Origin of the sequence: Bisbaumannia pacifica, assembly GCF_007989625.1 — a bacterium.
Classification (GTDB): Bacteria; Pseudomonadota; Gammaproteobacteria; order Pseudomonadales; family Halomonadaceae; genus Bisbaumannia; species Bisbaumannia pacifica.
Genome location: NZ_BJUK01000030.1, coordinates 29972 through 43764, shown reverse-complemented (window position 1 = coordinate 43764; position 13793 = coordinate 29972). Strand labels below are relative to the sequence as shown.

Sequence of the window (13793 nt, the reverse complement as noted above, 5' to 3'; positions counted from 1 at the left end):
CTCGAGAGCAGGCTGCCGTCCCCGAGAGAAGAAGGCGCAGCCCCTACCCGGTCAGCGCCTTCTGCAGGGCAATCCACGACGTCACACGTACATCCCGCCGTTGACGTTGAGGGTCTGGCCGTTGACATAGGAAGCCTCGTCGGAGGCCAGGAAGGCCACCACCGCCGCGACCTCCTCCGGTCGACCGCTGCGGCCCTGGGGAATCCGCGCCAGCAGCTTATCGCGCACCTTGTCCGGGATCTGCGCGGTCATCTCGCTGTCGATGAACCCCGGCGCCACCGCGTTGATCGCCACGCCCTGGCACGCCAGCTCCTTGCTTAGGCTCTTCACGAAGCCGATCACGCCAGCCTTGGCGGCAGAATAGTTGGCCTGGCCGAAGTTGCCCTCATTGCCGGACAACGAGCTGATGCAGACGATGCGCCCCGCTTGGCGCTCGACCATGTGTCGGGCGACCTCCTGGGTGCACAGGAACATCGAGGTGAGGTTGACGTCCATCACCGCGTTCCACTGCTCGTCGGTCATCTTGAGGAAGGCCGCGTCACGTGTGATGCCGGCGTTGTTGACCAGGATGTCCAGGCGGCCGAAGCGCTCTATCACGCGCCTTATCAATGCCGCCACCTGGGCACGGTCGGCCACATCGCAGGCGATTGCCAGGCTGTCATGACCCCGTTCTACCAGCGCCTCGGCCATCCTCCGGGCGGCATCGCCGTCGATGTCCACCACTACGGTGCGCGCCCCCTCGGCGGCCAACCGCTCGACCATGGCTGCGCCCAGGCCGCGACCGGCACCGGTCACCACGGCCACGCGTTCGTACAACTTCATAGACTCGTCTCCAGCGTGAAAGGACTGTGGCGGCACGGCAATTATCTCGATATCACACCCCACATTAAGGTGCGTCTGATACCACCGCCGCAAGAAAAAGAGGCGAATCATCGAAGCTAACCGATGATTCGCCTTTAAAATGCAAGCGATCAAAACAAGGACAATAAACGAATCAAGGAGTCTGCGTTAAAACTTGTACATCGCCATCAGCTCCACCTGCTGCCCTGCAGGGCGCAGCGGCATGGTCAGCGCACTGCGATCCCGCCATTCGATGCCGAAATCCAGGCCGGGCAGGTAGGTGTAGATGAGGTTGACATTCATGGTTTCCAGGGTGTCATCGGCGACACCGGGAGCCACTTCATCCGCCTCCACCTGGGCATAGCGCAGATTGCCGCGCAGCCGCTCGCCGAAGCGGTGACTGATACCGGCAGAGAAGCCCGTGGTTTCCACCAGATCCCCCGAGGCATTGACCTCCCCCCTCGAGGCGATGCTGGCCGGGGCGGTCGCGCCATTATAGCCCCACCCGGAGTAGACGTTGTTGCCTTCCCCCGTGTAGCCGCTCAGGGCTAGCGCGGTGTCGCCGAAATTGAATTTCGCCGCCAGGGAGAACGCGGCACCGAACTCGGAATCATCCACGCCGGTCTCGACCTCCCTCCCGGTGACTGCCGCATTGAAGGCATGCCCACTCTCGGTGCGATGCGTATAGGCTGCCACCATATCCGGGAAATCGGCCTCCTGATTGACCGGGTCCTGAAGGGTGAAGCGGAAGCCCCCCGTGGTGTAGTGCATGACCAGATCGGGGCGGACGACCGCGCCACTTCCGGAGACGCTACCGATACCGGTGCCATAGAAGTCGAGCAGTTCGACATCGAAGGGAGCATTGGCATAGAACTGGCCATTCCAGGTCTGGCCGATCGTCAGGTTGTCGACCTGGATATAGGCATGGCGCAACCGCATGGCATAGCTCTTGTCACTGCTATCCGTGGCATTGTCCCAGAAGTCCCCCTCCACGAAGGCCGTGACATCATGCCCTTCGATTTGACGATCGACCCGAAAATTAATCCGTGATTGACGGGCACTGGCATCGAAGTCGCTATCGCCACCGTCGGGGTCGGTGAAGATACCCTCCGCCTTGATATAGCCGCCAATGCTGAACTGAGCGCCATTGAACTCGCCCAGTTCCAGACCATAAGCCTGGGCCGAGACAGCCGATACACCAGCCAGCGCGATCGCCATGGCGAGATTTTTCTTATTCATCATCTTTTCGATCTCCGTCTTTATTGTCGTGATGGCGGTTTCGCTATCCCGGAGAGACAGCGAACCGAGATACACTGCGTGCAATTCTTGTTGTTTTATTTTTCGCGACGATGCCCGCCGGCCTTCTCGGCGGGCATCGCCGATATCACCTCGCCAGGGCCTTAGCCCACCTTGACGACCAGGGCCGCGGCGGAGTCACCGGCGGCACAGCCGGTGACCAGGGCATAGCCGCCGCCCTTGATGGCAGTCTCCTCGATGGCCTCGATCAGCAGGCGCGCCAGGGTCGGCGCCTGGGGATGCCCGTAAACCAGCGAGGTGCCGTAGTTGTTGAAATCGTGGGCGTCGATCCCCAACGCCTTGGCCAGATGCAGGTCATTGGCGATAAAGGGCGAGTGATTCTTGACCGTCTTGATCTGAGCGATCGTCAAGCCGGCCTGATCGAGCGCCCGCTGGGCGGCGGTGGCAGGCGCCATGGGCATATGCGCCGGCTTGGTGCGGGCATGACCGTAAGCCAGCACCTGCACGGCCATCTGCGGGTCGCGGCTCATCGCCTGGGCCCGCTCGCGGGTGGTGACGACGATGCCGGCATTGGCATCGGCCGGATGGGTCTGGGCCCCGTAGGTATGAATGCCGTCGGGCTGCACCGTGCGCAGCTTGGCCAGGCCCTCGGCACTGGTCGCGGTCACGCCCTCGTCGGCCTCGACGAGCTTGGTCTCCTTGCGCGAGACCGCCACCTCCAACGGGAACATGTAGCGTTTCTGGAAGGCACGGTCGTCGGCCAGGGCCTCGGCGTACTGCGCGTAGCGACGCAGGGTCAGTTCATCGGCCTGCTCACGGGTGAAGCCGTGCTCCCGGGCCACGTTCTCGGCAGTGGTCAGCATGTCCTTGCCGGTGACCGGGTCGGCGGCGATGTTGTCCATGTTCCAGTTCTCGGCGATCACCTCACCGCCCGGGCCGGCAGGATTGGGCCAGATGGTGTGGGGGCCGTTGGAGGGACGGTCGGCGAGCAGGCAATAGGTGGTATCGAAGCTGCCGCTTTCCACCGCCAGGGCGGCATTGAACACCGCGGTGGTGGCGGTGGCGCAGGCCTGGGTGATGTTCTGGCCCGGGGCCTGGCCGGCGCCCATCATGGCCGCGGCCCAGGGCGCGCCGTAGAAGATCGACTTCTGGCCCACCGAGACGCCCAGATAGAGGTAATCGATGATCGCCGGATCGATATCGCGGCTGGCGAACCAGCGCTTGCTGGTGGCCGCGCCCAGTTCGATGGAGTTGAGGTTGGCCAGGCTGCCCATCCACTTGCAGAAGGGGCTGGAGTAGTAGCCGCCGTAGGGAATATAGGCGTTCTTGAACATACGAAATTCCTCCAAGGGGAAAAAGGAGGCCCGCCCCGGGATACGGGAGCGCGGCCCCAACCCTGATGCTCAGTCGTCTGTCAGGTGCGCGCGCAGCCCACCCCACTCAGGCCGGAAGAGCCCGGCCGGCATCTCGCGCAGCTCGTCAGCGATGCGCGGTACGAAGTCCATGGCCGCCAGGATGTCGCGCTCGATATCGATGCCCGGCGCCACCTCGGTGAGGGTGACCTCGCCGTCGATCAGCTCGAAGACGCAGCGCTCGGTAACGAACAGCACCGGCTTGCCGGTCTCCTGGGCATAGCGGCCGCTGAAGGTGATCTGGTCGACGCGCTGCACGAACTTGCGGCGGTGGCCCTCCTGGCGGATGGCCAGGCGACCGCTCTCCTCCACCGCCACCTCGCCGCCGTTGGTGAAGGTGCCGCAGAACACCACCTTGCGGGCGTTCTGGCTGATATTGATGAAGCCGCCCGGGCCGACGACCTTGTCGCCAAACTTGCTGACGTTGAGGTTGCCCTCGTGATCGGTCTGGGCCAGGCCCAGGAAGCAGACGTCCAGGCCGCCGCCGTCGTAGAAGTCGAACTGGTAGCCGTGGTCGATGATCGCCTCGGCGTTGTAGGAGGTGGCGAAGTCACCACCACTGGCGGGCACGCCCCCGTAGGTGCCGAGTTCGGTGGTCAGGGTCATCAGGTCGCTGACGCCCTCCTCCGCCGCGACGCTTGCGACCCCCTCGGGCATGCCGATGCCGAGGTTGACCACCCCGCCCGGCACCAGCTCCATGGCGGCGCGGCGGGCGATGATCTTGCGTGGATCCAGCGGCAACGCCTGGATACCGTCGAGCGGTACCTTGAGGTCACCGGAGAGCGCCGGGTTGTAGACGGTGGCCATGGTCTGCATATGCTGCTCGGGCTCGGCCACCACCACGTAGTCCACCAGGTCGCCCGGCACCTTGACCCGCTGCGGGTGCAGGCTGCCCTGCCGGGCCAGGTACTCCACCTGGGCGATAACGATGCCGCCACTGTTCTTGGCCGCCTGGGCCATGGAGAGCTGCTCGAGGAAGATCGCCTCGCGCTCCAGGCTCAGGTTGCCGCGCTCGTCGGCGGTGGTGGCGCGGATCACCGCCACGTCCACCGGGAAGGTGCGATAGAGCAGCCACTCCTCGCCCTCCAGCTCGACCCGCTTGACCAGGTCCTCCTCGGCCGCCGCGTTGGCCTTTCCGCCTTCCAGGTGCGGGTCGACGAAGGTACCGAGCCCCACCCTGCTGAGCACCCCGGGCTTCTTGCCGGCGATGTGCCGCCATAGGTGAGCCAGCACGCCTTGGGGCAGCAGGTAACCCTCGATGCGGTTCTCGCGGATCAGCTCGCCCATGCGTGGTGCCTGGCCGGTGTGGCCGCTGATCAGGCGCTTGACCAGGCCGGCGTGGCCCAGGTGATTCATGCCGCGGGTCTTGCCATCACCGCAGCCACAGCTGTGGGCGAGGGTCAGGTCGCGGGGCGCCCCGGTCTCCAGGAAACGCGCCTCCAGCGCCGCGGCCATCGCCTCGGCGAAGCCACACAGGCCGGCGGTGGTCCAGACAACGGTATCGCCGTCCTTGATCAGGCTCGCGGCGCGCTTTATGTCGATGATCTTGCTCACTGTCTCGGCCCTCTTACTGGAGGCATTAAAAGCTACGAGTATAAATATATTGTTTATATAACAAACATTTGGTGCGGCACGTCGGCGCCGATAACACGCGAAGCGCCCCGTTCAGCCGCCGGTCATCAGCAGCACGATCTGCGGATAGAAGATCACCAGGGCCACCACCAGGATATCGGCCACCAGGAAGGTCGCCACGCCCTTGAAGATCTCCACCAGGGAGGCGTATTGGCCCGCGACTCCCTTGATCACGAAGATGTTCATGCCTACCGGCGGGGTGATCATGCCGATCTCCAGTAGCTTCACCAGCAGTACCCCGAACCAGATCAGGCTGACGTCGTAGAGTTCGAACACCGGCAGCAGCACCGGCAGGGTCACCAGCATGGCGCCGAAGGGCTCCATGAACAGCCCCAGGAAGAGGTAGATCACCACCACCACCAGCATCAGCTCGAGGTAGGTGGGATCCCAACCGGTCACCGCTCCGGTGATAAAGCCGGCCAGACCACTCAGGCTGAGAAAGAGGGTGAACATGCTGGCACCGACGCCGATGATCAGCAGCGCCGAGGTGGTGGCCAGGGTCTCGAGCAGGGCGGCCTTCATCGACTGGCGATTCAGACGGCCCAACAGCGAGGCGATCAGGATCGCCCCGGCGGCGCCCACGGCCCCGGCTTCGGTGGCGGTAAAGATGCCCGAGAAGAGGCCACCGAAGACCAGCACGCCCAGCACCAGTACCGGCCAGATATCGATCAGCGCCTCGCGGGTACTCACGTCGCGGGAACCGATGGCCTCGCGGGGCACGATATCCGGCCGCAGCCAGCTGACCATCAGGATCACCAGGACATAGCTCAGCGCGGTCAGCAGGCCGATGGTAATGCCGCCCAGGAACACCTGCGTGATGGAGACCTGGGCGAAGACCCCGTAGACGATCATCAGGATGCTCGGCGGGATCAGCGCGCCGATGGTGCCGCCGGCAGCGATGGTGCCGCAGGCGAAGCTCGGCTTGTAGCCACCGCTGACCATCTCGGGGATGGCGATGCGGCCCATGGCCGCCGAGCAGGCGACGCTAGAGCCACTGACCGCGGCGAAGCCGGAACTGGCGACGATGCTGGAGATCGCCACCCCGCCGGGCAGCCAGCGAAACACCACCTTGGCGGCATTGAACAACCCCTGCGTCAGGCCGGAGTGGAAGCAGACGAAGCCCATCAACAGGAACATCGGCACCGCGCTCAGCGTCCACTTGGCGATAAATTCATAGGGGCTGGAAGAGAGCATGCCGATGGTGGTATCCCAGCCCAGCATCGCCGTCATCCCGCCCAACGAGACGCTGATCAGGGACAGGGCGACCGGAACACGCAGGGCCAATAGCAACAGCAGGGCGAGGAGGCCATAAAGACCGACGGTGACGGACATGATTCACCTCTCTCCTTGTGGGGCCGGAGACGCGGTCACGCCCCCCAGCAGGAAGGGCAGCCGGGCGACACACACCAGGGTCGCCAGGGCGAAGGCCAGCGGCAGTACGAAGTAGGTCGGCCAGACCGGTATGGAGACGTTGAGCGACATCACATAGGAGCCGATGGCGAACTGCTCCATGGCCTTGCCCCAGGTGGCCACGGCCAGCACGGCATAGATGCCCGCCGAGAGCAGTGCCACCAGGACGTCGGACAGGCGCACCAGCCGGGGCCCCATCGGCCCCTCCAGGGCCTCCACGGCGATCATCTCGCGACACCACTCCACCCAGCCCAGGGGCAGCAGGGCCATGGCGATCAGGTAATAGCGGGTCACCAGTTCCACGGTGGCCGGAAGCGATACCGACAGGGTCGAGCGCAGGATCACATCCAGGGTGATATGCACCACCATCAGCAGGATACCGAGGGTACCCAGCATGGCCAGGCCGACGGCGGCGCGATTGGTCAGGCGATATAGAGCCGCCATAAGCGAGCCTCCAGCGTCATGGGTGAGTCCGGAGGCCGGCGGCCCCCGGATGACGGGACATCAGATGCCGTAGGTGGTGAAATCCACCCGGTCCCAGACCTCACGATTCACGGCCTCGGCCACGGCCACGGGATCCTCGCCGACCTCCTCGACCATGCCGTTCCACTTGTCGACCAGCGCGATAAAGCGATCGAGCTTGGCGCGGGCATCCTCGACGCCGTAACGCTCCTCGGCCTGCCGGGCGGCGTAATCGAGGTCCTGCTCACCGAAGGCGCGGCTGGCCGCGACCAAGTCGTCGCTGGGCTCGAGGATCTCGATACCGTGCTCGTCGGCCAGGGCCAGCGCCTCGTCGGTCATCTCGTAGGCCCAGCGCTCACTGCCCAGGGCACTCGCCTCTGTCGAGGCACGCACGATGGCCTCGCGCTCTTCGGGAGAGAGCGATTGCCATACCGGCAGGGCCACGGCATGAGAGATGGTGCTATGGAAGGTGCCCAGGTCGAGCATGGTGAGATAGTCGACCGCGTCTTCCAGGCGGAAGGAGATGATGTCACCCATCGAGGCCACGGTGCCGTCGATGACCCCCTGGGAGAGCGCCTCGAACTGCTCGCCGACCGGGATGGACGCCGGCGTGGCCGACATGGCCTCCGCCCAGCGCGAGTACTGAGGCCCGCCGACGCGCAGCCGCAGGCCGGCCAGGTCTTCGACGGTACGCACCGGCTGGGTGCTGAGCAACTGGTAGGTATCGCTAGCGTGAGAGCTGGTGTAGATGATGCCGAGCCGCTTGAGCTCCTCCTGACAGGCCTCGCAGGTAGCGATGTACTCGGTCATGGCCGCGCCCATGGCGTAGGAGTTGGTGCCGAGCAGGGCCATGTCGCCGACCAGGTTGATTTCCGGCAGGTCGGCGGGGAAATAGGCCGGCAGGAAGAGTCCCACCTCCACCAGGCCGCTGCGGATGGCATTGCGCATATTGCCGATATTGGCGACCTCGGTGCCCATGATCTGTCCGCCCAGGCGTCCCTCGGTCTCTTCGGCGATCTGCGCCATAAACTCGGTATACAGCGGGGTGTAGGCCGGGTGGGCCGGCGGCACCCCCGGCGCCAGACGCAAGTCGCGCGCCTGGGCCTGAGCGGCAAGCGTCAGGCTGCCGATGGCGGCAGCCAGGGCCAGGGTCTTGAACAGGGGGCGGTGTGTCATGAGTCACCTCGGTGGCTGGGTTATATTTGTTTATTTACACAACAATAGATTTATTCATCTATCTCGATCCTGATTATAGTCCACCAAACCACCAGCCCCGATACCCGACTTTGGTATCACGCCTAGCGCCCCGCCGAGGCGTCCTTCAACCCACCGATCACACCACGTCTGCCTCATACTCCGACGTCGCCCGGATCGCCGATGGAAGCCTAGGAACAAGCCGCCCCCGGCCAGGCGAGCGACCGGGGGCGACACGGGAACGAGTCTGGCGATGGGTGAGAGGAGGCTCTCAGGCGGGTGTCACCATAAAGCGCGAGAAGAAGGCGTCGAGCTCGTCGAAGCCATCCAGCGGCAGCACCAGGGAGACGTACTGATCCGGCCGTACCACCACCAGCGCACCGGCGCCCCGATCGATGCCCCTCAGGTCGAAGATGTCCTGGTCGGTGCCCGGCACCGGCGCGTGGGCCTTCTGGTAGTCCTGGAGTCCGAGCGGCCCCTTGTGCGGCTTGAGCATCTCGTGCATCTCGGCCCAGTCCACTTCCAGGTGCGACTGCTGGATGATGCCATGGACGTCGAAGATGGCGTCCGGGTCGGCCCCTTTCGACGTAAAGCGACGGATCGGCGAGTCCTCGCCGGCGAGGAAGTCCATCAACTGGATAAAGCGCGACCCCGGGCTTCGCGGGTCGACCATGTCGGCGAAGGCATAGAGCCGCCAGCGGCCGTCGGCGCGATGCACATGTCCCAGGTGAATCCGCTTGGCATCGCCTAACCGGATCACCTCGGCCGAGTGGAAGCGGCGCCCGGGCGGGAAGCCGGTGGCCAAGGGCAGATGGGAGTCGTCGCCGGTGAGCAGGCCCGGCGCATAGTGGGTGGCGAACCCGGCGGTAAACTCGCTGTTGGTGACGAACTGGCGCTGCACCTCGGCCAGGCCCTTTGTGGCCGCCTGGGGGTCGTCGGCGTCCTGGGCGGCACCGATCGCCCGCGACCAGCGGGTATCCATCTCGATCAGGTTCTCGGCGATCACGTGGCGCTCGGCGTTGTAGGTGTGCAGGAGGCTCGCCGAGCTGCGCCCCTCGAGCACCGAGATCAGCTTCCAGCCGAGGTTGAAGGTGTCCTGCATCGACACGTTCATGCCCTGGCCGGCCTTGGCGGTGTGGGTGTGGCAGGCGTCGCCGGCGATAAAGACCCGCGGCGTGCGGCTTGCTATCTGGTCGTCGTCGACATCGTCGAACTTGTCGGTGACCCGGTGGCCGACGCGGTAGACGTAGAACCAGGCGGTCTCCTTCACCTCGAAGCGGTAGGGGGCGAGGACCGCCTGGGCCTTGGCCAGGACCTCCTCCTTGGTTAGCCGGGCGTCCGGGGCGATGTTGCCCATGTCGACGTAGAGCCGGACCATGTAGCCGCCCTCGCGGGGGATCAGCAGGATGTTGCCCGCCTCAGAAGACTGGATGGTGCACTTGAAGCGGATGTCTGGGAAATCCGTCACCGCCAGCACGTCCATCACGCCCCACGCCTTGTCCTCACCATGGCCCTGCGGCACGCGGCCGATGGACTGGCGTACCACGCTGTGCGCGCCGTCACAGCCGACCACGTACCGGGCACGGACGCGCTTCTCGCCGTCCGGCGTACTGAGGGTCACCGTGACGCGCTCGTCGGGGTGCTCGGGGACCTTCACCTCGAGGGTCTCGTGGCTATAGTCGACCCGCAGGCGGCTGGGGGAGTGGTGCATGTACTCCAGCAGGAAGTCGAGCAGGCGGGCCTGGTTGACGATCACATGGGGAAACTCGGAGAGCCCATCGCGCACGTCCTGCACGCGACCGAGCCGGGTTATCCGCGATGCGTCACCGGGGGCCGGCCCCCAGAAGTGGGTCTCGTTGATCCAATAGGCCTCGCTGGTCATCCGCTCGGCCAGGCCGAAGGCCTCGAACATCTCCACCGTGCGGCAGGCGATGCCGTCGGCGCGCCCCACCTCGAGGGGCCCGTCGGCCTTCTCCACGACGCGGGTGACGATGTCCGGGAAGATCGACAACTGGGCGGCCAGCAGCAGGCCGGCGGGACCGGTGCCGACGATCAGCACGTCCACCTCCTCCGGCAACGGACCCTGCGGGTCGCTGCGCCCTTCGGCCGCGGGCTGAATCCGCGGGTCGCCACTGCGGTAACCGTCGAGGAAGTACTGCATCGGTTCACTCCATCCCGTGGGACACAGGTCGTCGTTGTTGATAAGCCATCGGGGTGCCGGCATGGCGATCCGCCACGGCGACAATCATCAGTATTGTGATCATTGTTTTGGCGAACAACTAGACCTTCCTCCAAGGCCGGGTTGTGGTATCGACCCTCGGATAGTGGATCACTATCATGATGATCACAGTACGGACGCAGATCGGAGGGTGGCCACTCTCCCTGATATCCGGAAGGCGAGCCGACGGTGCCGTCGACCTCGAACAGATGCTGGGCTCGGCCATGGCGCAGGTCGCCATCATGGCCCGGGGCATGTTCCCTGGTAATGGAACGCGTTGGCTATGGTGGGGGCTTCTCCGGCGCCAGGTTCCTAGGCGGCATCCTTTCCCGGCCCGAGACCCGCCGACGGGTGCTCGCCCCCTCGGGCTCTGCTAAGTTGGTGTGCCCGGCCGGGTATCGCATCTGTCCGGAAGGCGATCCGCTCCTCGAGATGACCAGACCATGACCAATGCCCCACTTACCCAAGCCACCGTCCTGCCCGGCAACCTGCTCAGGCGCTGCCACCAGATCAGCGTGGCGATCTTCCTGCGCCAGTGCGCGGCCCATGGCCTTACCCAACTGCAGTACATCACCCTCTGCGCACTCGAAGAATGGGGCGAGATCGATCAGATCACCCTGGGACGCCACACCGCCCTGGACCGCAATACCGTGGCCGTGGTGGTGCGCAAGTTGGAGGAGCGGGGCCTGGTGACCCGCCGACGCAACCCCGAGGATCGCCGCTCGATGCTGGTCACCCTCACCGTGGAAGGTGAACGGCTCAGGCAGCGCGCCGAGCCTACGGTGGCCGAGGTGCAGGAGGCAATCCTGGCCCCGCTCGACGACGCCGAGCGCGAGACACTGTGCCGGCTGCTGCAACGCGTCGCCGATGAGAACAATTCCCTGAGCCGGGTACCGCTACACCACGCCGGCGGCTAGCCGCCACCCAGCCCCCGGGGCTCGTGCCGCTACCGCCGCGGTTCGACGCCTTCCCCGTCCGAGCGGCCCAGAGCCATTCTCACCGTTTCCGGCACCGGCCGGCCCTGCAACCGCTGCGAGTCGTGCGGATGCGGCCCCGCCCAGACGCGGGTCACGGTGGCCTCCACGGCCAGGACCTCGCCACGATGCAGCAGATGCCGTACGTCGAAGCTGGTGTTGCGGAACTCGGCGACCCGCGTCTCGATGCGCACCTCGTCGCCATAGCGGCAGGGAACGAGGAAGCGGCCGCGCAGGTCGACCACCGGGTAGCCGACCACCGCGAAGCGCTCTTGTAGGGACGCCAGATCGAAGCCCGCCTCGGCGAACAGCAGGTTGGTACAATGATCGAAGTAGGCCAGGTAACGGGGATGAAAGACGATCCCCGCCGGATCGCAGTCGCCCCACTCGATGGGGCGAACATGGGTATGGGTCAGCATTGTGTCCTCGCCGGGGCCCGGGGTTAATCGAGCCGCAGTACGCGCTGGGAAGGCTCGGCGGCGTAGAGTTCGTCGACGAGCGCGGCGCGGCGCTCCAGCACGGCCCGTTGGTTGATCGAGCCCTTGTCGGTGACCTCGTGGGCATCCAGGCTGGGCGGCTCGCTGAGCAGCACCGCCCGCCGGATCCGATTGGAACTTCCCGTGCTCTGCTCGGCCAGGTCGCGCAGCAGTCGCCGGAAGCGCTCGCGCACCGGCTCGCTGGCCAGCACCTCCGCCGCCGTCGCCTCGCCGCCGAGCCCCGCCAGTTGGCGACACTTGTCCAGCTCCGGAAACACCAGGATCGAGACATAGGCGCGATCGAGTCCGGCGATCACCACGTCCTTCACATGCGGGGCCCCAGCCTCAATGATCCCGGCTCGCAACGGCCCCACGCTGACCCAGGTGCCGGTATTGAGCTTGAAGTCCTCGGAGATGCGCCCATCGAAACGCATGCCGCGCTGGGGAGCGTTGGGGTCGATGAACTTCACCGCATCGCCCAGGCAGTAGAACCCCTCCTCATCGAAGCTCTTGGCGGTGATCTCGGACTGGCGCCAATACCCCGGCATCACGTTGGGCCCCTTCACCCGACACTCCAGCTTGCCGCCATTGGGCACCAGCTTGACCGTCACCCCGCGGGCCGGCAGCCCGACCACCCCGGAACGCGACTCCGCAAGCGAGGCGAACATCGCCGAGGGAGCCGTCTCGGTGGCCCCCAACCCGGTCAGCATGCCCACCTTGCAGCCCAGGGTCTGGATGGCCAGGCGATCGAGGTCGTCCCAGATATGCTGGGCGAGTCCCGCGGCGGCGAAGAACATCAGGTTGAGGCGCGAGAAGAAATTCTCGCGCAGGGCATCGTCACGCTTCAGGTAGTCGACCAGGATCTCGAAGCCCTTGGGCACGTTGAAGTAGATCGTCGGGGCGATCTCGCGCAGGTTGGCGATGGTCGTCTCGAACTCCCCGGGCACCGGGCGACCATCGTCGATATAGAGGCTGCCACCGTTGTAGAGCACGATGCCGGCATTATGGTTACCGCCAAAGGTGTGGTTCCAGGGCAGCCAGTCCACCAGCACCGGCGGCTCGTCGCGCAGGAAGGGCATCTGTGCCGCCAGCATCTCCTGGTTGGCGCACAGCATGCGGTTGGTATTGATCACGCCCTTGGGCATCCCGGTGGAGCCGGAGGTGAACAGGAACTTGGCGATGGTATCCGGCGTGACGGCAGCATGGGCCTCGTCGACCTCGGCGGTGACCGGAGTATCCAGCAGCGCGGCAAAGGCTCGCGCTCCCTCCATGCCTTCAGGTTCCACGGCCAGGCAGGCACAATCGGCGGACTTGACCGCCGCCAGGGCGGCGACGAAGTCCTCAGCCCGGTCGACCATCAGCATCCCCGGCGTCAGCAGCTCGACGATATGGCGCAGCTTGGCGAAGTCGCGACTGACCAGCGAGTAGGCCGGCGAGACCGAAGTGTAGGGAATGCCCACGTACATCGCCGCCATCGCCAGCAGCAGGTGCTCGACGGAGTTACCACTGAGGATGGCCAGGGGACGCTCGACGCTCAGTCCCGCATCGAGCAGGCCCTGGGCCAGGCTGCGCACCCGCTCACGCGTCTCGGCATAGCTCAGGCGTCGCCATTCACCGCTGGCGTCACGCCGCGCCACGAAGCAACGCTCCGGCGCCTCGGCTGCCCAGTACTCCAGGCGACTCATCAGGGTCTCCGGATACTCGCCCAGCGGCTCCTCGACTTGCAGCAGTTGAGCCCCGTCATCCCGCCGGGTGAGTCGGGCGGTCGCCGTTCCCAGCCGAACATTGCGGAAAGCATCTAGCATGATCGCACCCCATTCTTGTGGTCATTCTCGAAAGGCTCGATCCGCCCTACCCCGGGCGCCGACGCCTTGATAGCATGCACCTCAATACTTTCACAAACTGTTTATCTTATAAA

Annotated in this window: 11 protein-coding genes; 1 reads left to right on the top strand and 10 read right to left on the bottom strand. The window is 65.3% G+C overall.

Going from position 1 to position 13793, the window contains the following annotated elements; all coding sequences use genetic code 11:
* Positions 1 to 81: 81 nt before the first annotated feature.
* From fabG to HPA02_RS12675, 8 genes are all read right to left on the bottom strand, one after another.
* On the bottom strand, positions 82 to 822 hold the full coding sequence (fabG, locus tag HPA02_RS12710) for a 3-oxoacyl-ACP reductase FabG (RefSeq protein WP_146803580.1): 741 nt from the start codon (positions 820 to 822) through the stop codon (positions 82 to 84).
* A gap of 186 nt (positions 823 to 1008) precedes the next feature.
* The gene (locus HPA02_RS12705) at positions 1009 to 2082 is read right to left on the bottom strand and encodes a DcaP family trimeric outer membrane transporter (RefSeq protein ID WP_146803579.1); all 1074 of its coding nucleotides are present in this window, start codon (positions 2080 to 2082) and stop codon (positions 1009 to 1011) included.
* A gap of 158 nt (positions 2083 to 2240) precedes the next feature.
* Complete coding sequence (locus tag HPA02_RS12700; RefSeq protein ID WP_146803578.1) at positions 2241 to 3431, bottom strand: thiolase family protein; 1191 nt, start codon at positions 3429 to 3431, stop codon at positions 2241 to 2243.
* A 69-nt stretch (positions 3432 to 3500) separates the two neighbouring features.
* On the bottom strand, positions 3501 to 5063 hold the full coding sequence (locus HPA02_RS12695; RefSeq protein ID WP_146803577.1) for an acyl CoA:acetate/3-ketoacid CoA transferase: 1563 nt from the start codon (positions 5061 to 5063) through the stop codon (positions 3501 to 3503).
* A gap of 111 nt (positions 5064 to 5174) precedes the next feature.
* Complete coding sequence (locus tag HPA02_RS12690) at positions 5175 to 6473, bottom strand: TRAP transporter large permease (RefSeq protein WP_146803576.1); 1299 nt, start codon at positions 6471 to 6473, stop codon at positions 5175 to 5177.
* A 3-nt stretch (positions 6474 to 6476) separates the two neighbouring features.
* Positions 6477 to 6995, bottom strand: coding sequence for a TRAP transporter small permease (locus tag HPA02_RS12685; RefSeq protein ID WP_146803575.1), 519 nt, complete (start codon positions 6993 to 6995; stop codon positions 6477 to 6479).
* 60 nt (positions 6996 to 7055) lie between these two features.
* Positions 7056 to 8189, bottom strand: coding sequence for a C4-dicarboxylate TRAP transporter substrate-binding protein (locus HPA02_RS12680; protein ID WP_146803574.1), 1134 nt, complete (start codon positions 8187 to 8189; stop codon positions 7056 to 7058).
* A 289-nt stretch (positions 8190 to 8478) separates the two neighbouring features.
* Positions 8479 to 10368 carry an FAD-dependent monooxygenase gene (locus HPA02_RS12675; RefSeq protein WP_146803573.1) on the bottom strand — a complete coding sequence of 630 codons (1890 nt, stop codon included), beginning with the start codon at positions 10366 to 10368 and terminating at the stop codon, positions 8479 to 8481.
* Between the two features lie 500 nt (positions 10369 to 10868).
* Between HPA02_RS12675 and HPA02_RS12670 the strand changes: the two genes are divergently transcribed.
* A complete protein-coding gene (locus HPA02_RS12670) occupies positions 10869 to 11342 on the top strand; it encodes a MarR family winged helix-turn-helix transcriptional regulator (protein WP_146803572.1) in 474 nt (157 codons plus the stop codon).
* A gap of 29 nt (positions 11343 to 11371) precedes the next feature.
* Here the strand turns inward: HPA02_RS12670 and HPA02_RS12665 are convergent, their stop codons facing one another.
* Positions 11372 to 11818: an acyl-CoA thioesterase gene (locus HPA02_RS12665; protein WP_146803571.1), complete on the bottom strand. Its 447-nt coding sequence runs from the start codon at positions 11816 to 11818 to the stop codon at positions 11372 to 11374.
* A gap of 23 nt (positions 11819 to 11841) precedes the next feature.
* Positions 11842 to 13680 (bottom strand): feruloyl-CoA synthase, encoded by a 1839-nt coding sequence (locus HPA02_RS12660; RefSeq protein ID WP_146803570.1) that lies wholly within the window; start codon positions 13678 to 13680, stop codon positions 11842 to 11844.
* Positions 13681 to 13793 lie beyond the last annotated feature (113 nt).

Bases quoted from the DNA above. Each gene is read 5' to 3' on its own strand.
- HPA02_RS12690 (WP_146803576.1), bottom strand. From the start codon at position 6,473: ATGTCCGTCACCGTCGGTCTTTATGGCCTCCTCGCCCTGCTGTTGCTA.
- fabG (WP_146803580.1), bottom strand. From the start codon at position 822: ATGAAGTTGTACGAACGCGTGGCCGTGGTGACCGGTGCCGGTCGCGGC.
- HPA02_RS12680 (WP_146803574.1), bottom strand. From the start codon at position 8,189: ATGACACACCGCCCCCTGTTCAAGACCCTGGCCCTGGCTGCCGCCATC.
- HPA02_RS12705 (WP_146803579.1), bottom strand. From the start codon at position 2,082: ATGATGAATAAGAAAAATCTCGCCATGGCGATCGCGCTGGCTGGTGTA.
- HPA02_RS12670 (WP_146803572.1), top strand. From the start codon at position 10,869: ATGACCAATGCCCCACTTACCCAAGCCACCGTCCTGCCCGGCAACCTG.
- HPA02_RS12700 (WP_146803578.1), bottom strand. From the start codon at position 3,431: ATGTTCAAGAACGCCTATATTCCCTACGGCGGCTACTACTCCAGCCCC.
- HPA02_RS12660 (WP_146803570.1), bottom strand. From the start codon at position 13,680: ATGCTAGATGCTTTCCGCAATGTTCGGCTGGGAACGGCGACCGCCCGA.
- HPA02_RS12675 (WP_146803573.1), bottom strand. From the start codon at position 10,368: ATGCAGTACTTCCTCGACGGTTACCGCAGTGGCGACCCGCGGATTCAG.
- HPA02_RS12665 (WP_146803571.1), bottom strand. From the start codon at position 11,818: ATGCTGACCCATACCCATGTTCGCCCCATCGAGTGGGGCGACTGCGAT.
- HPA02_RS12685 (WP_146803575.1), bottom strand. From the start codon at position 6,995: ATGGCGGCTCTATATCGCCTGACCAATCGCGCCGCCGTCGGCCTGGCC.